Raw genomic sequence first — 22,278 nt, forward strand, 5'->3', positions numbered from 1 at the left:
CTCGGATTCACCGCAAAGGGTGAACTGAGAGAAAAATGGCCTTGTGGTAAAGTGTACATTTATGACGTTTTTGTAAAGTGCGCGAGAGGAGACCGCTGCGGCAGAAGATAGACCTCGGAGTAGTACAACGGCCCCATGGCCGGAGAAGGAATAATGGTAGAAGACGAAACAAATTCGACCAAGCATGACGGTCTCAGCGAGAAACAAACCCAGAAACAACTGAAGAAGCAGCAGGCCGCCGCAAAACGCAAGGCCCGCAAGCAGAATCCCAGACCGCATAGGGGCTGGAGCGAGCGCCTGCATCTGACCGACATCAACGTGGTGGACAGGTCCACCCTCAAGCGGGCCATCGCCGGCACCGTGGTCGGCAATTTCATGGAATGGTACGACGTGGGGGTCTACGGCTACCTGGCGGTGACCATCGGCCGCGTCTTCCTGTCCGACGCTTCCGATGCCGTGCAACGACTCTTCTCCTTGGGTGTCTTCGCTGTCACCTTCGTCGCCCGGCCACTGGGCGGAGTGGTCCTGGGCCAGCTGGGCGACAAGATCGGCCGCCAGCGCATTCTGGCCTTCACCCTGCTGAGCATGTCTGCAGCCACCCTGCTGATCGGCCTTCTGCCCAGCTATGCGGCCGTCGGTCCCCTGGCACCCATTCTGCTCATCCTGCTCAAGCTGATCCAAGGCTTCTCCACAGGCGGCGAGTACGCAGGTGCCTCGACCATGGTCACCGAATACTCACCAGACCGGCATCGCGGCTTCTTCGCCTCCCTGCTGGATGTGGGATCCTACCTGGGCTACGCCTTCGGAGCAGCCTTGGTCTCCCTGCTTGAGTTCTCCATCTCCCCGGAGGCCATGCTGGCCTGGGGCTGGCGCATCCCCTTCATCATCGCCCTGCCGCTGGCAGCCATCGCGGTCTACTTCCGGGCCAAGGTCCAGGACACCCCCGCCTTCCGTCAGGCCCAGGACGCCAGTGATGAGAAGACCAAGAGCCAGCACAAGAGCCTGCTGGACCTGATCCGCGGCTACTGGCGGGAACTGCTCATGGCCTTCATTCTGGTGGCTGCAGCCAACACCCTGAGCTACACACTGACCGCCTACATGCCCACATACCTGTCGGGCACCCTGCACTACAACACGGCCCAGGCCAACCTGCTCTCCCTGCCGGTCCTGCTTATGGTGGCCTGCTGTATCCCCATCACCGGAGCCCTTTCCGACCGCTTCGGCCGCAAGAAGGTCTTGTTCATGGGAGCGCTCACCGGGCTGTGCCTGTCCCTGCCGGCCTTCCGACTGCTGGAGCGCGAAACCACGGGCGCAGTCTTCGGCGGACTGGTTCTGCTGGCCATCCCGGTCATCTTCTTCGTGGCCAACCTGGCATCCACCCTGCCGGCCCTCTTCCCCACTGCCTCCCGTTACGGCGGTATGGGACTGTCGTACAACCTGGCCGTAGCAGTCTTCGGCGGGACCGCGCCCGTCATTATGGAAGGATTGGTAACGGCGACCGGTAAATCCCTGGCACCCGCCTACTGGATCATGTTCACCTCGACCTGCGGTCTTATTACCGTGCTCTTCCTTGCGGAGACCGCCCGGCGCCCCATGCCCGGCACCCTGCCCACCGTGCTCAACCGGCAGGAGGCACGCGACCTGGTGGCCACCCAGGACCGCAACCCCGACCTGGACGTGAAGACCATCATCAAGGATGCCGAAGAGAGCGGTGTGCGCAAGACACCGAAAAAGCTGGCTACCGAAATTATGAAAAAACTGGGCGGCAACAAATCGACTAAAGGAACCAGATAGAAGGACGCGAAAGCCTCTCTATCCAGATACAAAATAGATTGTCGGCTCCGGAGACAACCCTGGAGCCGACAATCTATTAGCCTCAATAAGCTCAAGAACGCAACAGTATCTCAGTCAAAGCTGATTGAACCGACCGTGGCACTGCTGATGAAGGCGTCCCCTGTTCGCCGCCCTGGAATCCAGCTTGCAAGGTATCCAAACCCGCAAGCGCATCCACTCCTTGCCTGGACACCATATCCGCCAGCCGATCTTTAACTTCAAAAGAGATTTGAGCTCTCTTTAAGACTTCGCCTGAGTCATTCATCACCGGGTTGCCGGCCAGTTCAGCCCGGTCAGGTAGTATTTCAACCTTGGAGCCCACTGGTACCTTACCCAGGTCAAGCCAGATGGTCAGTGTGGATTCGTCATAATTTGTTGCGACTTTCCTTTCGCTCCCATCAATCCGCACCTTGCAATCCGTAGGTGCCCAACCGCGCAAAGCTACTTTCCAATGCCTTTGGGATGGTAGGGCTTCAACGCATCCATTAACAGCATCTATTGTGACTACGCCACCGGAAGACCAATCAAGGCGGATGCCAGTCCTTACAGCGCCTGCCTCCCGCTCAGCTTCGTCAAGATTAGGAGAAACAGGAAAGCGTCCAGCATCCTCGATCAAGGTGAAGCAACCATCTGCACCAGGGAAAACCATCAGGATCATCTGTTCGGGGTTGCCAGAAAGAGGATGACAATCTGCTGATAGTCCATTCCTGGTTTCCGCCATAAGATTGCAACACTCGACAGGATAGCCGTCAGTAGAGGAAGCGCTCTCTCCGACCGGGGCTTCATAAGCAGGCCCCAGAGGAATAATTCCTCCGGCTTTTGCCAAGACTGGTAACCTGTCGATTGTCCGCCACAGGCTCAACCTGCGACCTTGCGGATCTCCGGCTTGGTAATGACGGCCGTCCATGCAATCAAACCAGTCCCCAGAAGGCAGCCAGGTTAGGCTCTCCCCCATCCTGGTAATGGCGTCGGCAGGCTGCAAGATCGGAGCAACCAAGATCTGGCTGCCAAACCAATATTCGCCAGGGAACGCATAAGCATCCTCACATTCTGGATCTTCCCAGTAAAGAGGCTGGACCAAGGGGAGCCCTTCATATGCTGCCCGCCAGTTCATTGTATAGAGATAGGGTATTAGCGCCTGTCGTAAGCGCAAGGCATTCTCCATAGCGCCTCGGTAGGGCTGAGGATATTCCCAGGGCTCCTTCCCCTCGAAAGGCGAAGCTGATGAGTGCAGACGGTTGATGGGGCTAAAGGTACCCAACTGATACCATCTGGCCTCCAACTCGTCATCACGATACCCTTTCATGTGACCGCCAATATCATGACTCCACCAGCCAAAACCGATGTTGCTGGCAGTCGCAGTGAAGTAAGGCTGGAACTTCATCGAATTCCAAGTGACAATGGTGTCACCAGAAAATCCTATCGGGTACCGATGTGACCCGGGGCCGGCATACCTGGAAAGAATCAGAGGCCAATGACCGGAACGTGCACTGTCCAAGTAGTGGAAGTGATTAAGCATCCACAAGGGGTCCAGCCCCGGCACCCGAGTCACACCCCCCTGCTGCCAGTCCAGCCACCAAAAATCAACTCCCTGGGACTCCAGCTGATGATGCATTTTCAGGTAAGCCCTGAGGAAGCGGATATTCGTGAGATCAAACATAATTGGATCTCCCTTGTCTGCATCCACCCCCAATGTCCGTGCCATATCAGCATATGGCTTCTCAAATGCTCTAATCCCATCTCTGGGATGAACATTGAGAGAAACACGCAAATCCCGCTTATGAAGAGAACGGAGGAAACCCTCAGGGTCCGGAATCAGCTGTCGGTTCCAGGTATACCCAGTCCATCCGGATCCGTACTTGGGATCAACCGAATCCGTCAAATGCCAATCCATGTCCATAACTGCGACGGTGAATGGTAACCGAGATGCTCGAAAACGATCCATAAGACCTAGATACTCCGCTGAAGTATAGGGGTGGAAACGGCTCCACCAGTTTCCAAGAGCCCACCGGGGAAGAAGCGGGACAGGTCCGGTTAACCGGTAAAAATCCGCCAGAGCCTCTCGATAACGATGCCCATAGGCAAACAGATAGATATCTATCTCCTTGTTTCCCCTGGGGATGATCCAATGACCATACGGGTCTTTTTCCTCCCCAACCTGGTCAGTGCGAACAATGAGGTTCGAAGATGAATCATCCAGAATGGCCCACCCATCACGGGAAATGACACCATCTCCTAACGCGATTGATCCATCAGCCTCGTCAAGAGTTCTCGCTGTCCCATGCAGATTATGCAGAGAATCATCACCGAAATGCCAGGTATTGAACTGATTGGAAACCCCTTTCACCATGGCACTGAGCCCCTCCTTGGCAAAGGGGTTGTAATCGTATTCCAGCCTTAGTGCTGGCGTATCAATGACAAGCTGTTCATCTCCTTTTATTACACGTGCATGAATTTGGTCCGGATCGGTGAAGTCTCTGTTGATTACGGCTTGAGTGGCCTGGTCTTCAAAGACCCCGTTCGCAGACCACTCCAGCCTGATCAGGGAATCGCTCAGGATCCCTATCCTCCAACGATCCCCACAGATGGTCCACCTTGCATTCATGGTTGGCCTAAGCCTGTTATTAAAGGCAGAGAAGCCTCGATATGAGTCATCTTTCCCCCGCATAGAATAATTCCTTTCTCTGTTTTGTCATATCCAGACCCGCATCAAGAAAGCCTCCATGGAAAGAACCAGAAAACTGTCCCATTTCGGAGATCATCTTGACCATTGCTTACTTGCCGCTCCCGCTGGCTACACCAGCTATGAATTGCTTCTGGAAAACCACATACACCACCAGCACCGGGATAATAGCGATAGAGGTTGCAGCGAACAAGCCACCGTAATCGGTCCCGTATCGCCCACTGAACATCTTCAAACCCACGGAGAGCAGCTGTTTCTTCTCATCGGTAATCATCAGGAATGGCCAGAGGTAATCCTCCCAATTCCACAGGAAGGTAAATATCGCCAAGGCGGATATGGAGTTCCTGCTCATGGGCAGAATAATGCGGTGGAAGATTACTGCATCCCCGGCACCATCCAATTTGGCCGCTTCCACGATCTCATCCGGTATTCCTCCAATCGACTGGCGGAAAAGAAAGACGCCGAAAGCGTTGACGAGGCCTGGTGCCAGCAGAGCCTTGTAGGTATCCAGCCAACCAAACTTGGTCATCATCTCGTATTGAGGAATGATGGTGACTGCCCACGGTACCATCATGGTGCTAAGCACAATACCGAATATCAAATTGCGCCCTCTGAACCTCATCTTCGAAAACACATATCCCAAGGCTGCGCTTGTGTATATGATCACGACGGTTTTGAACGATGATACGAACAAAGAATTCAGAAAGAGACGGAGAAAATCGAACTTCTCCTGTATGCCCCGGTAATTGCTCAGAGTTGTAGGTTTGGGGAAGATACCGCCTGACACTTTCACGATCTCGCTGTTAGGCGCAAATGACGAAATGAACATCCAGACAAAGGGAATGATTGTGATCATAGCAAGGATGAAAAGCATCCCAGTCAGGATCCAGGACCACATTTTCCTTGCTCTCATGATTCCTCCATATTCATATCACCCGAGGCCTTGAACATCAGAATCGTGAGTATTCCTGTCATGAGGAAGAGAAGAACACTCATAGCCGAAGCCGTGCCGAACTTGTATTTCTGGAAGGCCTCATCAAAGATGAGATAGCTGATTGTGTATGTCTGCGTTCCAGGTCCACCGCCAGTCATGATCATGATCTGCACATAAGCCTGAAGATAACTGATCAGGGAAGTGATGACGATAAAGAGAGTCATCGGCTTAAGCAGCGGAAGCGTGATCTTCCAGAAAGTCTGCCAGGCATTGGCTCCGTCGATAGCAGCGGCTTCGTAAACACTTCTCGGCAAACTCATCAGTGCTCCCAGATAGAGCACGACTGCGTACCCGAAATCCTTCCATATTGTCATGATGATCACAGCCGGCAAGGCCCAGTTAGGATCCTTGAGCCAGTTGATATCCAGCCCAAGAACCCGGTCGATCATGCCGAACTGCGGGTCAAACATCCAAACCCATACAAAGGCCACCGCCACCATGGGAGTGATGGTCGGCATATAGAAGAGACCCCGTAGCGTATCCTTGGCCTTGACCAACTTCGAACTGAGCAAGAGCGCCAAGCCCAAACCGAGAACGATACGAAACACGACCGATACCAGGCAAAAGACGGCCGTGTTCCCTATGGACTTCCAAAACAGACCGTCGGAAAGCACCAGACGGAAATTATCAAAACCGACCCATTTATAGGTCCCTATCAGTGGATTCCACTCATGCATGCTACCCGCGAATGCCTTGAATATCGGGTAGATCATGAATACGCTGAAATATACGACCAGGGCTGCAAGAGATACGTTCCTCATCGTGAACACACGACCGAGGCCCTTACCAGTCTGGATGGTCTTGCTGCCTGTGTGGCCTGTTTTCGTCACTGCCTTCATAGCTGTGCCTTCCGACGTCCATCCATGGTCTATCGCCTTGCCTCCTTATAGAAGGCATAGGCAGGCTCAAGTGATTTGAATCCGGTGCCTTTGATGTCTTTCTCCATCAAAGCCTGGGTCGAGTCCAGGGCGCTATCAATCGATTTATGGTTCTGGAAAACGTCCTGGAAAGACTTCTTGGCGCTCGATTCCATAGTTGAAGGCGTGGGTCCGGGCCAAATCAAACGGTCGATCCTCGGCTTGATAGCAGCCATGATCGGCATGGAAAGAATCTCTGGATCATTCTGCAGGGATTTCTTAGCCGGGAACGAATTGAAGGCCTTTGCATCATCCTTGATGAACTTGTCATTGGCGAGGATGTATTTGAGGAAGTCCTGTGCCGCCTCTTGCTGTTCTTTGGACTGGTTCTTGTTGACGCCAGGGGTTGATTCTCCGTTGTAACGATCGTAGGCAAAAGGCGTCTGCTCAGAGAAGGTCGGGGTTGCGAAGACACCGTAATCGATGTCCGGATACTTCAGCTTCAGTGTGCCGGCAAAGCCTCCCCACTGGTAGACCATGGCCGTCTGTCCGTTACCGAAACTCTGCCCCATATCTACACCGAACGCTGTTGAAGCCACTTTATATTTGTCATACAGGTCCTTGATGAACTGCATGTTCTCTTTGGTCGTTTCATTTTTATAGTTGGGTTTCGTCCCTGAGGAATCAAACATGAGCTCGCCTTTTTGATAATTGAGCCCTTGCCAAAGACCGGGATAGCCCGCGCTTGCTTCGTCCCCATTGAGGTTAAAACCAGATTGCACCATCTTGGAACCATCCCATTTGGTGAGCTTCTGGGCGACTGTAACCAACTGATCCCAAGTCTTCGGAATGTCGGAATCCGTTAAATTGGCTTCTTTCCAAAGCTTCTTGTTGTAATAGATGTTCCCCGTATTGATGACCGTATCGATGTAATAAGCCTTGCCATTCTCAAGGTGGGCGGGGACCCCGATGTAATCGGCTTCAAGCTGGTCTGCTGGTATGTCAATCGGGGCCATATAGGGCTTCAAGAGAGCATCTTGTGAATTATGGACAGCAAATAGAGCAGGTCCATTCTTGCCTTTCAAGGCTAGTGGAACCTTCGTCCAGTAATCGGCCCAAGCAACATTCACAATTTTAAAGGTGACATTGGGGTGAATCTTTTGATAATCACGGGTCATAGCACTGATAGGGTCCTGTTCCTTGTCGACCCAAGACCAGTACTCGAGCTGAATAGGCTTGCCTTTATTCACAAGATGATTCGGGTCGTACTTGACATTCACTCCAAGAGTTTTCAATCCCTTGTCGGCTTTAGTGTCCGTCTGGCCCTCCCCTTGGCCTCCATCGGCACCACATGCTGATAAAGCTATTATGCTAACGGTCGCAACAAATGTAGCCAATACGCGTCTTATTCGCATTGCTTTTCCTACCTCCTTGTAAGATACTCACTTGCGAAACCTATTGTATATCAAAGAAATAGGCTCTATGCTCAACAAGGCAGAATGCGATATCAATTAATGCGACCCTTAGCATTATTTGGCTATTTTCCTCTATTAATTACTGCTCATTGCAGCCAATACACGGCGTGTCGGTCTAATCCATCTGCCAGCGAGGATAAAGTGGGCGATTGTTATACTTACAGAGTTGAGAGTTGGTTGCATTTCTCCGCATTGAGGTGGCAAGTGTCCAAAGCCAGCGTTTACGACGTTGCTCGCGAAGCAGGGGTGTCGATTTCGACAGTATCGAGATCTTTCACCAGTCCGGAAAAGGTGTCTGCGAAAACACGGGCGAAGGTAATGAAGGCCGCTGAGGCCATGAATTTTACCGTTACGCACACGGCAGCCAGCCTTAAAACAGGCCGGACATTCCGCGCGGCACTGCTGGTTGGGAATGAACGCCTGGATTGGTTTGGCTCCTTGGTGCGCGAAGGACTGGACTCTATCCTTCACCCGGCTGGTTACGACACCTCCATCTATCCCATCGGCGACTCGGAAGAGCAGGAGCGCTTCTTTGCCGAACTGCCTATCAGGAGAAACGTCGATCTGGTTTTCGTCTCCTCCTTCGACATCACTTCCAAGGAAACCAACCGTCTAAGCAGTATCAATGTACCGATTATCGGCATCAACGTCGAATCGAGCCATGATCTGGACGCCTCTGTGAAGATCGATGATGCAAAGGGCATCCAGCTGGCGGTCAATCATCTACTTACGCTGGGGCATAGGAACATCGCATATATGCACATCTCGCCCAAGTCACCCCTGCATTTCAGCTCTTTGAACCGTTTGCAAGGATTCCTCGCGGCCTGCGAGCAGTGGCCGGAACCAGTGAAAACCGAATTGATAAAGCTGCAACCTGGACAAGACGTGTTCAGCTCCTTTATCTCTCAGATCCAAAGCATGGAAAACCGTCCAACTGCTCTCTGCTGCCAGGATGATTCAGTCGCTATCCCGCTTCTTTTCAAGCTCAACCGTTTTAGGCTCACTGTCCCAGGCAACCTTTCCCTGATTGGCTTCGACGACAGCACCTACGCAGATAAAATCGGGCTGACAACAATTCACCAGGATCCTTTCGACCTAGGTGCCAAGGCTGGTTCGCTTGCATTGGAATTTCTAAAGAAAACCCCACCGAAAAATCCATACATAACCTTGGATACCCAGATCATGATTCGCAACACGACCGCACCGATTGAAGATACCCACCCCTTGGGCAAGTGGGCCTGCAATTCATGATTTCACAGCGTCGTAAGTGCAACGAACATATTTCATCAAAACACCAAAGGCATGAGGCTCGTAGGCAGGTCACCATACATTCATCAGACCGGATCATGCAACCAAAATCAGTTTAAAGCAATGCTGGGGCAGATACCGGGTGGTTCACCAAATCCCGCTCGATCCAGGCCATGACCAGCCTGGCCAGGGCATCAACCTCTGCATCGGTCAGAACCTGCCCGCGGGGAATATGGTGCCAGCGCTCGATGCACCCCCGACAGCAGGTGGCCGTGGCGTGCTGGGCCGTGAAGACCGGATGCCCACGGTAGGGGGTCTGCTTGCCGTCCTTGAACGGATGGGCAGGCCCCACACGCTTGGCCAGCATCTCATGGGCGTGGCGGTCGATGGTATCCCTGCCCTTGGCGCGGGCATAGGCGCGATCCTTGGCCGACAGGGAGAAGCTGGCCCGGAAGCGCGAATGTCCCAATCTGGCAAGAGTGTCCTGGATCCAGGTCTCATCCGCCCCGACCGACACTGATCCACTGCTGGTCATACCTACTCGCCTCCATGCTCAGCCTTACCAAAGAGTCTGTACCCAGGCAAGGTTTCCCATGCGGAATAATTCACCGAACATGACACCAATGGGGACCAGTGTCAGGGGTAGGGTGAAGACAGTACTTGTATCCACTAACTACCAGACCCGCCATGTTCGGTCATGTCCGGGTCACACAAGGGGGCTTCATGGCCAAAAGCAAGATGACTGTAGCCGAGATGATCGGGCTCTTCCTCACCCCTGACGCGCCTGTGCAGGTGACCGCCTTCGACGGGTCGGTCTTCGGACAGGACCAAGCGCCACTGCATCTGGAAGTCAAGAATTCCCGTGCCATGTACTACATCACGGAAAATCCTAACGACCTGGGCCTGGCCCGCGCCTATCTGCAGGGCGATCTGGATTCTCCCGAGCTGCTGCCAGGCAACCCCTACCAGGTTCTCAAGGAACTGATGGGCCTCAAGCACTTCGTCAAGCACCCCAGCAAGATGGAGCTGGCCCGGGCGGCTGGAGCTGTCTTCTCGCACGGAGTGCGCGTGCCCGAGCCGCCGGCCATCGAGGGGCCTTCGCTGGCCAAACGACTGACCGAGGGCATCCGCCCCCACACCCGCCGGGGCGACGCGGCCACAGTCAGCTACCACTACGACCAGTCCAACGACTTCTACCGGCTCTTCCTAGGGTCCTCCATGACCTACACCTGCGCCGTCTTCGAGAAGGCCGACGGCAGCCTGGAGGATGCTCAGTGGCATAAGCTCAACATGGTCCTGGACAAGATGCACCTGAACAAGGGTGACCGTCTGCTGGACGTGGGCTGCGGCTGGGGCTCCATGGAGATCGCGGCCGCCCGCCGCGGCATCCACGTCATCGGCGTGACCTTGGCTGAGGAGCAGGTCGAGTGGGCCCAGAACTGGATTCGCCAGGAGGGCCTGCAGGATCTGGCCGAGGTCAGGCTGATGGACTACCGCGACGTACCCGAGTCCGGATTCGACGGAATCTGTTCCATCGGCATGATGGAGCACGTGGGCTACAAGCAGTACCCCTCCTACTTCAAGGAGATGATGGACAAGCTGCGTCCGGGCGGCATCCTGCTCAACCACCAAATCACCCGCACCAACTCCCACGACCACAAGCGGGCCGGCGGATTCATCGACCGCTACATCTTCCCCGACGGCGAGCTGGCCAGCCCGGCCGAGATCGAACTGGCCATCCAGGACACCGGCTTCGAGGTCATCACCCAGGAGAACCTGCGTCAGCACTATGCGCTGACCCTCAAGCACTGGACCGAGAACCTCCAGGAGCATTGGGATCAGGCCAAGCCCATGGTGGGCGAGCCCAAGGCGCGGCTCTGGGGCCTGTACATGGCCGGCGCGCGGCTCAACTTCGAGCTCGACAACATTCAGATACACCAGTTCCAGTGCATCAAGCCCGATCCCGAGACCGGCACGGACACCTATCCGCTGCGGCCCTGGTGGGACCGGTAGTATAAAGGCCTGAAAAGGGGCGAGGTTGAATCCTCGCCCCTTTTTGTTTCCACCGCCCGTGCAGCCCGCGACTTGTACAATCCGCCCAGAACTCAGGATGACCTGTCCGCCGAAGCCTCCAGCCGTGCCAGGTCCAGGGCTTTGTTGAAGGCATCCGAAGTCCAGCTGGCTCCAGCCACCTTGTCCACCTTGAGATCCTTGAGCGGGCGCCCCTGGACCACTCCAGGCACAGCCCGAGCGAAGCGTTCCATGTGACCGCGCGAGATGGGCGAATCCGAATGCCCCTGGACCTGGACCCGGGTCACCTGACCTCCCGACAGGTCCAGATCCACATCGATGCTGTCAGCCCCGTCATGGCCGTACTTGCCTGTCAGGGCGTAAGTGCCATCGTGATAGTTGCCAGTGTCAGCCGGAGCGGTCGGTAGCCCATCACGGGAGACAGCCGTGGGCGTACCCTCGCCCGCAGAGCCGGCTCCCGACTCTGGAGCAGAGCTGGATTCGGCGCCCGATCCGGCGAACTCGTCATCCATGGGCTTGGCCTGTTGGCTTCCGCAACCGCCCAGGAGGGAGCCGACCGCCACCAGAGTGGCCAAGGTTGCCGAAGCTGTGGCCAGCCCACGAGACTTACTTTTGGCCATCTCAGCGCCCTCCTTCTGATTCACCGGCCGATCCCGGCAGAGACCCACCTGTCTTGGCTATCTTAGTGGGGTCATGGAAGCCTACAGGAATATCCTGGTCCCCGGTGTCGCCAGAAGCCCCGCTGAAGGCCGGCCGGCCTCCGGCTGCCAGGTAGGCCCGCTTGGCCTCCTCATCATTCCACTGCTCGCCGGCCAGCACCCCGTGGTTGAGCATGATCTCCCGCTGGGCGCATGAGGCCACCAGGGCATCGTGGGTGACCACAATCAGGGAGGTCCCCTGGTCATGCAATTGTCGGAAGAGGTCCAGCACAATCCGCTCATTGGCCTCGTCCAGGTTGCCAGTTGGTTCATCAGCCAGGATCAGCTTGGGTTCGTTGATCAGTGCCCGGGCCACACAGACCCGCTGCTGCTCACCGCCCGAAAGCTGGCTGGGCAGGTGGCGGGCCCGATCTGCCAGACCCACCCGATCCAAGGCCTTCATGGCCTGGTCCTCATCCACCACCGAGTGGTAGTACTGGGCCACCATGACGTTCTCCAGAGCGGTCAGATGCGGGACCAAGTAGAACTTCTGGAAGACCAGGCCGATCACGTTCTTGCGCACGTCGGCCAGCTGGGACTGGCTCAGATCCTCCAGCGGCCGCCCCTGCAGACGGACCGAACCCCGGCTGGGGGTGTCCATGCAGCCCAGAATGTTCATCAACGTGGTCTTGCCCGAACCGGAGGACCCCACCACAGCCAGCCACTGACCCTGCGGGACGCTCAGATTCAGGTCGTCCAGAGCATGCAGATCGCCATAGATCTTGGAAACATGGTCCAGATCCAGCAGCATGTCGCCGCCGGACTGGGACTCGCTCGCCTTTGCCTGCGTCATTGTCATTCCTCCCTCAAAACCAGGGCCGGGTCGATACGCGAAGCCCGGAGGACCGGCCGGATGGATGCGATCATGGATATGGCCACACTCAGCAGGACCGTACCCAGAGCCAGCCACCAGTTGAAGCCCAGCGGTCGCTGGAAAACGGACAGACAGAGCAGCCGGGCGAAGCCATAGCCCAGGGCCGTACCAATCAGGCCTCCAGCCAATCCATAGCAGGCCGACTCCGCCAGAAACTCCATGGCTATTCCCCGCGAGGAAGCACCCAGGGCCTTGCGCAGGCCGATCTCGCTGCGCCGCTGGGAGACGATGGAGGCCATGGTGGTCCCCACGCCCACGAAGGTCAGGACCAACACCACCACCGAAACCAGCCAGAAGAGCGACTGGAGCATGGCGATGGTATGGCTGTCACCCGCTGTGATCCTCGTGACCGGCCGTGCCTTGACACCCATGGAGGTCATGTCGTTGATGCTGGCAGCGATGGTCTTCAGCTCCGAGGTCATGGTGTTGACCGAGTATTCGATGACATCGGTGCCCCGCTTGGCTCCGGTCAGAAGCTCCAGGTCAGCCAGGTCTGCGTAGATGATCCGATCCTCGGGACCACCGGTATCGACGATGCCCCCCACACGAAAGTCTCGCCCCTGACCGCCGGCCTTGCCCGTGCCGGTGACCTGGCTGGCCGGGTAGCCGATGGTTATCTGCTTGCCAGTGGTAAGCCCCAGTGAATCTGCCAGATCCCGCCCCACCATAACTGAACCCGACTGCGGCCAGGATCCCTCCACGCTCCAGTGGCGGTTGAGCTGACGCACCTGGTCTGGGTGGATGCCGGCCATCTCGCGGGCCCCGGCATTGACCTGCACCGTTTCATATCGATAGGTGGCGTACCGGGCCGGGGCCTTGGCGGTCACCATGTGGGTAGTGTGGTCCACCATGCCCTGTTCGATGCCGGACCCGGACCTATTGCCTCCCTGGATGGGCGAGACGACCAGGTTGGCCCCGTAGGAACGCATCTCCTGGTTGATCTGTCTAGGGGCCTCGATGCAGACCGCTGCCAGGCAGAAGAGGGTAGCTGCGCCCACCAGGGATGCCACCACGGCCATCAGTGCACGTCCCCGACGACGGAAGACGGCCCCGAAGAGCATGGTCAGGAACATGCGGGTATTGGTCATATGGCTCTTATGGCGATCAGCGGCCATGAAGCACCTCCGCCGGCCGAAGCCGCAGAATCGATCTGATGGACGAGATGGACGCCAGCAACACTGTAATGGCCAGCAGCACGAAGACCAGCACGAAGACCATGGGTCGCATGGTGATGCCCGAGCCGAAGACCACCCTGCCTACGATCTGAGCCACTCCAGAGCCCAACAGAGCACCGACCAGAGCCCCAGCCAGGGCGATCAGGGCCGTCTCAGCCAGCACCAATCGGGACACAGCCCCGTCGGTGGCGCCCAAGGCCTTGAGCAGAGCGAACTCCGAGGACCGCTCGCTTATGGAGGACGCCATCAGGTTGGCCACAGCTATGGCCGCCGCCAGCAGGCTGAGCACGGTCATCAGGATCATGACCGCCTGGGTCTTCTGCAGAACGTCGCCCTGCAGGGCTGCCACCTGTCTGACCTGCTTGGCCATGGACCCGGGGATGGCCTCCTCGATCTGGTAGGCGATGGAGGACGGATAGGCCGTGCAATACCAGGTTTCCCACTCATCCTGGGAGAGGGCAGCGGGGTTTCGCGCGGCCTTGCGGGCCAGGTCGTTCTCGGGCGTGGTCAGGGCCTTGACTTCCACCTGGTCGATCTGATCGGTCAGGCCGGACATCTCCTGCAACGCCCTGGTGGGCAGGTAGAGGGAGGAGGCATCAGAATCACCGGAGTCGAAGATGCCCACAATGGTGACGGTCTGCTGTTTACCATCCAGACCCACCTTGACCTGGTCGCCAACCTGACGGCCGCCCAGTCGTGCAGCCAGCTCTTTGCCCATCATGGCCTCGGTCCTGCCGCCGGATCCAGCTTCGTCCTTGGGCCAGCGACCTTGAACCTTCCACCAGGGCCGAAGACCTTTGAGACCTGCGGTGCTGCTCTCGCCACTGTCGACCCTGACGGTCCGGCCGAACCAGGTGCCCACCAGGGGGGCGCCGACCTGATCCACGGTGCCACGCAAATCCAGGCGGGGGGCAAAGTCGGTGATGTTGTAGGCCCAGAAGATGGTCTTGATCTTGGGCACCTGGGACTCCTTGAGGAAGGCGGTCGGCGTTGACCCGTCGGCTGAAGGGTCACCCTCCTGGTCGCCGTAAAGGTCGGAGACCACGGCATCCGCCTTGGCCTGGACGGTGATGTTGGATCCGTAGGTGGACAGTTCCGCGTTGAGCTTGTCGCCCACGTCGAAGACCACCCCCAGCATGGCCGTAGCCACGCAGGCAGACAGGCAGACTGTGACAGCGATGAGCATTCTTCGCCCGAACTGGCGGCTGAATGACCGCAGCATCATTCGCATGAAGAACATACCAACCGCTCCTTCCCTTTTTCAGCTCTTGAAGTGCGATGACAGAGCGTCCAGGTCGGCAGTACTGATCAGTATGGCGCCTCGGCCGGTCTTGTATGGCAGAGGGACGGGATTGCAGCCGCCCTTGAACCCGATGGTGGCCAAGTTAATGGCTACGTCGCACTTCTTGCAGATGATCTTGCCGTCCTTTTCGTAATAGCCCGCATCCCCGCAGTTCTCGCAGGCATCCAGCCCGACTCCGTAGGCCGCGCCATTCTTGCGGATGATGATAAAGCGCATCTCGGTGCCGTCCTTGGCCCGATAGCTGAATCGATGCAGATGGCCATCCTCCACCTGGGAGAAACGAATGGTAGCCGTATCGGAGGTCAAGGAATACCGCTCCGGAGGCGAGAGCACGGGGACCTTGTGGGCCTGGGCCGTTCCCACTGTCAGGGCCAGGGTGACGCCGATCATGGCAACCAGGCTCCAGACAGCCGATGCCAGGGCCCTTCTGCGGAAGGCCCGGTGGCTACGGTCATCGGCTGTGGAGGCTCCGGTCACCGGCATGCGCCAGCCTGCAACCAAGCAGGCCAAGACTGGGATGATGAAGACCAGCACCTGGGCAAGGACCAGGGTCAGATCGGCGTTGTATCCCAGGGCCATGACCCGGAAGGCCCAGCCGTGCAGAAGAACCAGGCCGGTGGTCTGCATCAGGGCCACCAGGGCTACGCCGTGCCGAATCAGCAGCAGGACCACCATGAGCAGGGCGGCCAGACGGAAGGCTATCCGGGGGCAGGAGGTATGCATGGTCCTCAGAATGGCAGCCACTATCACAGCGGCAGCCAGACCAAGCAGGAAGCCCAGGGCCCTCAGAAGCATGGCCGAGGTCATCACCGGCTCCCCCGGCTCCACAAAGGCCGTAAGCTGCAGGATGACATCGGGCAGGGCACGGAAGGTGGTCAGGGCTATGGCCAGGGCCGCCAAACCGTTGGCCAGATCCATGGCCCAGGGGCGGCGATGCCAGTCCGAAACCAGCCGGTCGGCGGCCAGCACCACCACGATGGCCGCCAGATCGGTCAGAACGCAGGCTACCAGGGTCGGGTAGTTGACCATGGTCCGGCGGTTGATGATCACGGTGGCGCGCAGGAGGGCAAAGACCAGCGCCCCCAGCACGCCGACCCCCAGGCCAATCAGCCGCCAGGAAGAAGAACGGGGCCGATCGCGACCCTCGCCAACCCCCAAAAGCACACTGAAAACCATGACCAGGAGGGCCGGGGCCAACGTCCCCGGCAAGACCGTGACAAATTGCTCAAGCATGGTGCATAGCAGCTTACCACTGGTGGGGCGTGTAGTCCCAGTCCCAGCTGACCACGATGGGCTCGGTCCAGAAGTGTCCCTTCACGCCGGTCTCCGGGTCGACGTGCAACATCCAGCCCTTCTTCTCAGGAGAGTCGATGGAATAGGTCAGCTTGTAGGAGCCGGCCTTCTCCATCTTGATGTTGGCTCCGTAATGCGGGCCATCCGAGGCGTTCATCTGCATGAAGGTGCCGGACTGCTTGTCGTTGGGATCATCCTTGTTCTGGATGGTGTAGTTGACGGTCAGATCCGGAACGAACTCACCCTTGGCATAGCCCAGGTTGTTGTTGGGCAGGGCGTGGATATCGGCCTCCAGGTGCAGGCTGGCATCCGCTGCCTTCAGCCCCATGGATGCGGGCTCCATATCAATGGGCTGGAAGAAGACCGTGCCGATGTTCAAGGGACCCTTCTGCTGATCGTCGGGCGGGATGGGGATCTCTTCAAACCCGGCTCCCTTACCTGCCGAGGATTGGGAGGCACCGGAAGCCTCAGGCGCTGGGGCCTCACGGGTGCCTGACCCGCTGGAGCCGCACCCCGCCAGGGCCAAAGTGCCCGAGAGCACCAGCGCGACCAAGGCGGTCAATTGTCTCTTCTTCATGATTGTCCTTCGCTCTTTGGTGTTTGCATGGATGCCGTGACCTGGGAGGGCACAGCCCCTTCGGCGACCTGATCGGCTTCCGCCTGATGGACGGCTGCCGACGGGGACCCGCCGGAGTCCTGATTCGACCGCGATCGCTCCTGCTTGTGCAGGCGGCGGGTCGACACAATTGCCAGCACGACCACGACCAGAGCCGCCAGAATCTGGGCGCCGATGGTCTGCGTGTAGGGATACAGCCCGATCCAGTCGCTGGTGGGCACACCGGGCAGATAGGTGGCCGGCACCAGGTCGCCCTCGATCAGGGCATGGACGCCACCTCCGGCGAAGATGACCACCATGACCGCCATGAGCAGGCTAGTGATGATGAAGAAGGGCCGGATGGGAATCTTGACCGAGGTGAAGCGGATGAGCACAAAAACAATGACCAGGACCACGGCGGCAGCCGCAAAACCGGCCCAGATCTCCCGTGAGCCACCAGGGGCCATGGCAAAGATGGCCTGGTAGAACATGACCGTCTCAGCACCCTCTCTGAAGACCGCCAGGAAGGAGAGCAGGGCCAGGGAGATCACACTGCCCTTGGAGATGGCCGCCACCGTCCGGCTTCGGATGTAGTGGTTCCAGGATTCCACAGAGGACTTGGACAGCATCCAGTTGCTGGTGTAGAGCAACATGAGCATAGCCACCAAGGCCACCACACCCTCCAGGATCTCCTGCTGGGGACCATTCCCGTTGAAGAGCAGGGTGAAGAGCAGGGCCACCAGACCGCTGGCCACCAGACCCGCTGCAATGCCCCAGTAGATGTGCCGGACCTTGTCTTTATGGCCGGACTTGACCAGGTAGGCGATGATGGCCGCCACCACCAGGATGGCCTCCAGTCCCTCCCTCAGCAGGACTACGAAGGCCTGGCCGAAGGCGGAGGTCAGGAAGGACGTCCACCCATTGACCTGGTCCGCGGCGCCTCCGTCCAGAATTGCTGCGTCCTCGACCAGCATGCTCTTCAGGTCGTTCACCAGGGTCTTGGCCGGCTTGCCCGCCACCATGGCCATCCGGGTCTCCTTGAACTGGTACTCGACCTGGGAGACCCTGTTGCCGCTGATGGCGTTCATGACGTTCTTCTCGAAGCCCAGCTTTTCGTAATACTGGTAATAGGCCTTGTTGACCAGGTCGGATCCCGCCTGGCCCTGTCCCTTGGATGCTTGCGCGAGTGCCTGATCCAGGATGGGCGTCATCTCGTGGGCCACCTGGGTCCAGGTCCGGTCGCCCTTGCCCTTGTTCCGATGCTTCTTGGCCGCGTCCAGCCTTTGACGGTCCGCCTTAATCTGCTCCTGCTGAGCCTTGGCGTAGGCACGGGGATTGGCCAGCCCTTGGGTGGCATCCAGCTGGGTGGCCGCAGCGGCCAGATCAGCCTTGAGTTTTTCGCTGCCTTGGGTCAGGGTCTGCCCGGCATCCGGGGCGTAGGCCTGATTCTGCAGGGCCTGGAACTGCCCGTCCAGTGCGTTGCGCCTGTCCTGCCCCAGGGTCGACTCCACGACCGAGACAAATCCGGAACCCACGTAGCCCACGTTGTAGGCTCCCATGAATTCCGATGCCGCCCCGGCGCGATCCCCCCTGGCATAGTCCTCACACCCTCGATCCAGCTGATGGGATACGGAACCAGCCACCTGGGTCCAGCTGTCATAATCCGTGGCTCCGCTCGCCGCCATAGCCGACTGCGGAGTCTGCAGGACCAGGAATATCAGGGCCAAGAGCAGGCATGAGAGCAGGGAGCCAGCGGTCCTGGCCACTCGTGTCCTGCCGACCTGTGCAACCATGGGCGATGATCTCCTTCGTCAGTCCCTCGTAATCGAACCTGCGGGAAACGAAGGCCGATTTGACAACTACCGGAAATCAATCTAGCCCAAGCGCAAGTGGAAAAACAGACTTGTTTATAGCGTTTTGAGGCCATATAATGCGCCGACGCTCACAGATGGTCAGTCGGTCGACAGCAGTTCACCCTTATGCTTCCACAGGCAGATACCCCCGAATACCAGCAGCCAGACCAATCCCAGTATGGCCGGATACCGGGTGTCGGGAGCCAGGAAGAGCGATAGGTAGATCAGGACGAAGAAGGCAATGGCAACGGTTCCGGTCACCCGGTAGGCAGGCATGATGAATCCATCGGGCATGAAATCCTTGCTGGTCCTGTAGCGACGGTGAGCAAGCAGGGTCAGGATGTAGATGAAGATGATGACTGCGCTGGAGCAGGAGGTGAACAGAACGAAGGTGTCCTCGAAGCCAGGCAGCAGATGCAGCACCGGAGATAAGAGGATCAACACCCCGGACAGGACGATGGCCCGGGCGGGCACCTTGCCGCGGCGCGAAATCGTATGCAGGCTGCGCATCACTGGAGAGCGGCCGGCGGCGGCCAGCTGGAAGAGATTGCGGCCGGCGGAGTAGATCAGGGAGTTCAGCGAGGAACTGGCTGCCGTGATGACCACGAAGAAGACCAGAGCGGCCGCCCAGTCCACCCCGGCGTAACGGAAGACCATGACGAAGGGCGAGGTGAAGCTGCCGTCGGCGTTGGGGCGGAAGGAGCGCCAGGGCACGATCAGCATGATGGCGACCAGAGCGCCCACGTAGAAGATCAGTACCCTCAGGATGATCTGGTTGATGGCCCTAGGCAGGACCTTGCGGGGATTCTGGGTCTCGGAGACAGTGACCCCCACAAACTCGATCATCTCGTAGGCGAAGAAGACCATCTGGAAGCTCATGAAGAAGGCCATCCACCCGTTGGGCGCCAGACTCAGGCCGGTGGTGATGTTGTCCAGACCCGCATGACCGGCCGGGCTGATCCGGTCCTGTCCCGGCATGTGGACGGCCGGATAGTGGAAGCCCGTGATGACCATGACCACGGCCGTGGCAATCATGGCCAGGATCAGGGTGATCTTGATCATGGAGAACCAAAACTCGGTCTCCCCGAAAACCCGCACGGCAATCAGGTTGATGCACACCATGGCCGCCAGGAAGCAGAGCTCGATCAGACCCCGCCAGGCGCTCAGATCAATGCCGAAAGTGCCGAAGAAGGTGACGAAGTAGGTGCCCACAGCAGTCAGCTCGGACATGCCGATCAGGATGAGCACAATCCAGTAGGACCAGCCGGCGAAGGACCCCCATCCCTGGCCCAGGTAGCGGCTGATGAAGGCGATGAAGGTGTGCTGGACGGGGCTGCGATACATGAGCTCGCCAATGGCCCGCATGAGCAGGTACATGATCACGCCGACGCCGATGTAGACCAGGATGATGGAGGGCCCGGTCAGGGCTATGGACTTGCCCGACCCCAGGAAGAGCCCGGTGCCGATGGTGCCGCCGATGGCGATGAACTGTACATGCCGGTTGCTCAGACCGCGTTCCATGCCGTCGCCTGCCGAGGCGCTGTCACCTTGATTCTGCTGTGCCAAAGGGCCATTGCCCGTACGGTTCATGCGACTGCACCTCCTTGTCTTCACAACCCATTAATCATCGCCGTCCAGGAAGGGACATCCCATCGAGGCCGGTAGGTCAGCAATACCACAGAGGTGCCGATAACCGGGAGCGGACGGGAGGCACCGACGCCCATGGTAGGGCCTGGCGGTCACCATTCGGTGAATTGACTGTCTCATATGGCGGACGCCTTTATTCCACAATGCAAAGGGATGGTCATTCTGCTCGGGTCGGCTCCTATAGGGTTGGCCCTGTCAGCCGGCAACATTCAGCTGGCAACTACCACCACCTAAGGAATGACATCCCCATGGATCAACCCAAGGAGTCGCAGGGCAAGGACCTGCGCAAAACCCTGAAGAACAGGCACATCCAGCTCATCTCGCTGGGCGGCGCCATCGGAACGGGACTCTTCTACGGGTCCGGGGAATCCATCTCATTGGCTGGGCCGGCCATCATCATCGCCTATCTGATAGGCGGTCTGGCCATCTTCATGATCGTCAGGGCCATGAGCGAAATGAGCGTGGAAGACCCCAAGTCCGGCGCCTTCAGCTACTACGCCACCCGCTACTGGTCCAAGCGGGCAGGTTTCGTTTCAGGGTGGAACTACTGGATGAACTATGTGCTGGTATCCATGGTCGAACTGTCCGTGGTGGGCACCTTCGTCAACTTCTGGTTCCCGGCAATCCCCGCCTGGGTCTCCGCAGCCTTCTTCCTGGTGGTCATCACGGCCGCCAATCTGATGGGAGTCAGCAAGTTCGGCGAGTTCGAGTTCTGGTTCGCCATCATCAAGATCGCAGCCATCGTCGCCATGATCATCGGCGGACTGGCCGTCGTGGTCATGGCACTGCCCACAGCCAACGGACTGCGGGCCTCCTTTGCCAACTGGTTCACCGTGGGCGGCGGATTCCTGCCCAACGGACTCATGCGTCGCGGGGCCAATGGCCAGTGGACCGGTCTGCTCATGTCGCTGGCGGTGGTCATGTTCAGCTTCGGCGGCACGGAACTCATCGGCATCACCGCCGGAGAGGCCTCCGATCCCCGTCGGACCATCCCCAAGGCCACCAACGCCATCATCTGGAGAATCCTGGTCTTCTACATCCTGACGCTTGGGGTGATCATGGCCGTGGTCCCCTGGAATGCCATCGGCAAGCCCAACGCCCAGGGCATGGTCGTCAGCCCCTTCGTCCAGATCTTCGACTCGGTGGGAGTCCACGCAGCCGCAGGCATCCTCAACTTCGTCTGCCTGACAGCGGTCATGAGCGTCTACAATTCTGCCCTCTACTCCAACTCCCGCATGCTCTTCTCCCTGGCCCGGCAGGGCAATGCCCCCAAGTACCTGGGGAAGCTTTCCAAGGGAGGGGTGCCCTACGCAGGAGTGCTGACCTCGGCCTGCATCATCGCCCTGGCCGTGGTCGTGGTCTTCCTCTGGCCGCAGTTCGCCTTCAACTACCTGATGAGCATCGCCACAATCTCGGCAATCATCAACTGGTCCATGATCATGGTGACCGAGATGCTCTTCCGGCGTGCTGTTGCCCGCGGCGAGGGACCCGGCGACCTGGCGGGCAAGACCGGCGAAAGCGCTCTGAACGCCCTGCACTTCAAGCTGCCCTTTGCCCGGGTGACCCCCTGGGCGGTCCTGGCCTTCCTGGCCATGATCGTGGTGCTCATGTGCTTCTCGTCCAGCTACCGGGTGGCCGTCATCGCCGGGCCCATCTGGCTGATCGTCCTCCTGGTGGCCTACCAGCTGACCCAGCGGCGAGCGCGGCAGTAGATATAAA

The 22,278-nt window shown here is 58.3% G+C and carries 17 protein-coding genes; 4 read left to right on the forward strand and 13 right to left on the reverse strand.

Going from position 1 to position 22,278, the window contains the following annotated elements; all coding sequences use genetic code 11:
• Positions 1 to 153: 153 nt before the first annotated feature.
• Positions 154 to 1,794 (forward strand): MFS transporter, encoded by a 1,641-nt coding sequence (locus tag P272_RS0104325; protein ID WP_044097752.1) that lies wholly within the window; start codon positions 154 to 156, stop codon positions 1,792 to 1,794.
• A gap of 91 nt (positions 1,795 to 1,885) precedes the next feature.
• On the opposite strand, the gene P272_RS0104330 is transcribed toward P272_RS0104325, so the two are convergent.
• From P272_RS0104330 to P272_RS0104345, 4 genes are all read right to left on the reverse strand, one after another.
• Entirely contained in the window at positions 1,886 to 4,501 is a 2,616-nt protein-coding gene (locus P272_RS0104330; protein WP_052323187.1) for a glycoside hydrolase family 31 protein, read from the reverse strand.
• Between the two features lie 106 nt (positions 4,502 to 4,607).
• A complete protein-coding gene (locus tag P272_RS0104335) occupies positions 4,608 to 5,429 on the reverse strand; it encodes a carbohydrate ABC transporter permease (protein ID WP_029678329.1) in 822 nt (273 codons plus the stop codon).
• Positions 5,426 to 6,349: a carbohydrate ABC transporter permease gene (locus P272_RS0104340; protein WP_044097753.1), complete on the reverse strand. Its 924-nt coding sequence runs from the start codon at positions 6,347 to 6,349 to the stop codon at positions 5,426 to 5,428. The genes P272_RS0104335 and P272_RS0104340 overlap by 4 nt, the downstream gene beginning before the upstream one ends.
• Before the next feature lie 29 nt (positions 6,350 to 6,378).
• On the reverse strand, positions 6,379 to 7,782 hold the full coding sequence (locus P272_RS0104345; protein WP_029678331.1) for an extracellular solute-binding protein: 1,404 nt from the start codon (positions 7,780 to 7,782) through the stop codon (positions 6,379 to 6,381).
• A 264-nt stretch (positions 7,783 to 8,046) separates the two neighbouring features.
• On the opposite strand from P272_RS0104345, the gene P272_RS0104350 reads away from it, so the two are divergent.
• Positions 8,047 to 9,093 carry a LacI family DNA-binding transcriptional regulator gene (locus P272_RS0104350; protein WP_044097754.1) on the forward strand — a complete coding sequence of 349 codons (1,047 nt, stop codon included), beginning with the start codon at positions 8,047 to 8,049 and terminating at the stop codon, positions 9,091 to 9,093.
• Between the two features lie 112 nt (positions 9,094 to 9,205).
• Here the strand turns inward: P272_RS0104350 and P272_RS0104355 are convergent, their stop codons facing one another.
• On the reverse strand, positions 9,206 to 9,625 hold the full coding sequence (locus P272_RS0104355) for a DUF4186 domain-containing protein (RefSeq protein WP_029678333.1): 420 nt from the start codon (positions 9,623 to 9,625) through the stop codon (positions 9,206 to 9,208).
• A 188-nt stretch (positions 9,626 to 9,813) separates the two neighbouring features.
• Between P272_RS0104355 and P272_RS0104360 the strand changes: the two genes are divergently transcribed.
• Positions 9,814 to 11,103 carry a class I SAM-dependent methyltransferase gene (locus tag P272_RS0104360; protein WP_029678334.1) on the forward strand — a complete coding sequence of 430 codons (1,290 nt, stop codon included), beginning with the start codon at positions 9,814 to 9,816 and terminating at the stop codon, positions 11,101 to 11,103.
• Between the two features lie 92 nt (positions 11,104 to 11,195).
• Here the strand turns inward: P272_RS0104360 and P272_RS0104365 are convergent, their stop codons facing one another.
• The 8 genes from P272_RS0104365 to P272_RS0104400 form a co-directional block, all read right to left on the reverse strand.
• Positions 11,196 to 11,741 (reverse strand): FMN-binding protein, encoded by a 546-nt coding sequence (locus P272_RS0104365; RefSeq protein WP_029678335.1) that lies wholly within the window; start codon positions 11,739 to 11,741, stop codon positions 11,196 to 11,198.
• 1 nt (position 11,742) lies between these two features.
• On the reverse strand, positions 11,743 to 12,570 hold the full coding sequence (locus tag P272_RS0104370) for an ABC transporter ATP-binding protein (RefSeq protein ID WP_044097789.1): 828 nt from the start codon (positions 12,568 to 12,570) through the stop codon (positions 11,743 to 11,745).
• A 44-nt stretch (positions 12,571 to 12,614) separates the two neighbouring features.
• Positions 12,615 to 13,781 carry an ABC transporter permease gene (locus P272_RS0104375; protein ID WP_029678337.1) on the reverse strand — a complete coding sequence of 389 codons (1,167 nt, stop codon included), beginning with the start codon at positions 13,779 to 13,781 and terminating at the stop codon, positions 12,615 to 12,617.
• 16 nt (positions 13,782 to 13,797) lie between these two features.
• On the reverse strand, positions 13,798 to 15,108 hold the full coding sequence (locus tag P272_RS0104380) for an ABC transporter permease (RefSeq protein ID WP_029678338.1): 1,311 nt from the start codon (positions 15,106 to 15,108) through the stop codon (positions 13,798 to 13,800).
• 21 nt (positions 15,109 to 15,129) lie between these two features.
• Positions 15,130 to 16,404 carry a DUF2318 domain-containing protein gene (locus tag P272_RS0104385; RefSeq protein ID WP_029678339.1) on the reverse strand — a complete coding sequence of 425 codons (1,275 nt, stop codon included), beginning with the start codon at positions 16,402 to 16,404 and terminating at the stop codon, positions 15,130 to 15,132.
• Positions 16,405 to 16,417: 13 nt separating this feature from the next.
• Entirely contained in the window at positions 16,418 to 17,041 is a 624-nt protein-coding gene (locus P272_RS0104390) for an iron transporter (RefSeq protein WP_029678340.1), read from the reverse strand.
• A complete protein-coding gene (locus tag P272_RS0104395; protein ID WP_029678341.1) occupies positions 17,038 to 18,852 on the reverse strand; it encodes an FTR1 family iron permease in 1,815 nt (604 codons plus the stop codon). The genes P272_RS0104390 and P272_RS0104395 overlap by 4 nt, the downstream gene beginning before the upstream one ends.
• Positions 18,853 to 19,011: 159 nt before the next feature.
• Positions 19,012 to 20,502 carry an amino acid permease gene (locus tag P272_RS0104400; RefSeq protein ID WP_029678342.1) on the reverse strand — a complete coding sequence of 497 codons (1,491 nt, stop codon included), beginning with the start codon at positions 20,500 to 20,502 and terminating at the stop codon, positions 19,012 to 19,014.
• A gap of 305 nt (positions 20,503 to 20,807) precedes the next feature.
• Here P272_RS0104400 and P272_RS0104410 point away from each other — a divergent pair, with 305 nt between their 5' ends.
• A complete protein-coding gene (locus P272_RS0104410; protein ID WP_029678343.1) occupies positions 20,808 to 22,271 on the forward strand; it encodes an amino acid permease in 1,464 nt (487 codons plus the stop codon).
• The last annotated feature ends 7 nt before the right edge of the window (positions 22,272 to 22,278 follow it).

The organism is Bifidobacterium sp. 7101, from assembly GCF_000499285.1.
Taxonomy (GTDB): Bacteria; Actinomycetota; Actinomycetes; order Actinomycetales; family Bifidobacteriaceae; genus Bombiscardovia; species Bombiscardovia apis_A.

Excerpts from the sequence above, each read along its gene's own strand:
- P272_RS0104395 (WP_029678341.1), bottom strand. The coding sequence starts at position 18,852 with ATGGTTGCACAGGTCGGCAGGACACGAGTGGCCAGGACCGCTGGCTCC.
- P272_RS0104380 (WP_029678338.1), bottom strand. The coding sequence starts at position 15,108 with ATGTTCTTCATGCGAATGATGCTGCGGTCATTCAGCCGCCAGTTCGGG.
- P272_RS0104355 (WP_029678333.1), bottom strand. The coding sequence starts at position 9,625 with ATGACCAGCAGTGGATCAGTGTCGGTCGGGGCGGATGAGACCTGGATC.
- P272_RS0104340 (WP_044097753.1), bottom strand. The coding sequence starts at position 6,349 with ATGAAGGCAGTGACGAAAACAGGCCACACAGGCAGCAAGACCATCCAG.
- P272_RS0104410 (WP_029678343.1), top strand. The coding sequence starts at position 20,808 with ATGGATCAACCCAAGGAGTCGCAGGGCAAGGACCTGCGCAAAACCCTG.
- P272_RS0104360 (WP_029678334.1), top strand. The coding sequence starts at position 9,814 with ATGGCCAAAAGCAAGATGACTGTAGCCGAGATGATCGGGCTCTTCCTC.
- P272_RS0104390 (WP_029678340.1), bottom strand. The coding sequence starts at position 17,041 with ATGAAGAAGAGACAATTGACCGCCTTGGTCGCGCTGGTGCTCTCGGGC.
- P272_RS0104365 (WP_029678335.1), bottom strand. The coding sequence starts at position 11,741 with ATGGCCAAAAGTAAGTCTCGTGGGCTGGCCACAGCTTCGGCAACCTTG.
- P272_RS0104400 (WP_029678342.1), bottom strand. The coding sequence starts at position 20,502 with ATGAACCGTACGGGCAATGGCCCTTTGGCACAGCAGAATCAAGGTGAC.
- P272_RS0104335 (WP_029678329.1), bottom strand. The coding sequence starts at position 5,429 with ATGAGAGCAAGGAAAATGTGGTCCTGGATCCTGACTGGGATGCTTTTC.
- P272_RS0104325 (WP_044097752.1), top strand. The coding sequence starts at position 154 with ATGGTAGAAGACGAAACAAATTCGACCAAGCATGACGGTCTCAGCGAG.
- P272_RS0104375 (WP_029678337.1), bottom strand. The coding sequence starts at position 13,781 with ATGACCAATACCCGCATGTTCCTGACCATGCTCTTCGGGGCCGTCTTC.
- P272_RS0104385 (WP_029678339.1), bottom strand. The coding sequence starts at position 16,404 with ATGCTTGAGCAATTTGTCACGGTCTTGCCGGGGACGTTGGCCCCGGCC.
- P272_RS0104370 (WP_044097789.1), bottom strand. The coding sequence starts at position 12,570 with ATGCTGCTGGATCTGGACCATGTTTCCAAGATCTATGGCGATCTGCAT.
- P272_RS0104330 (WP_052323187.1), bottom strand. The coding sequence starts at position 4,501 with ATGCGGGGGAAAGATGACTCATATCGAGGCTTCTCTGCCTTTAATAAC.
- P272_RS0104345 (WP_029678331.1), bottom strand. The coding sequence starts at position 7,782 with ATGCGAATAAGACGCGTATTGGCTACATTTGTTGCGACCGTTAGCATA.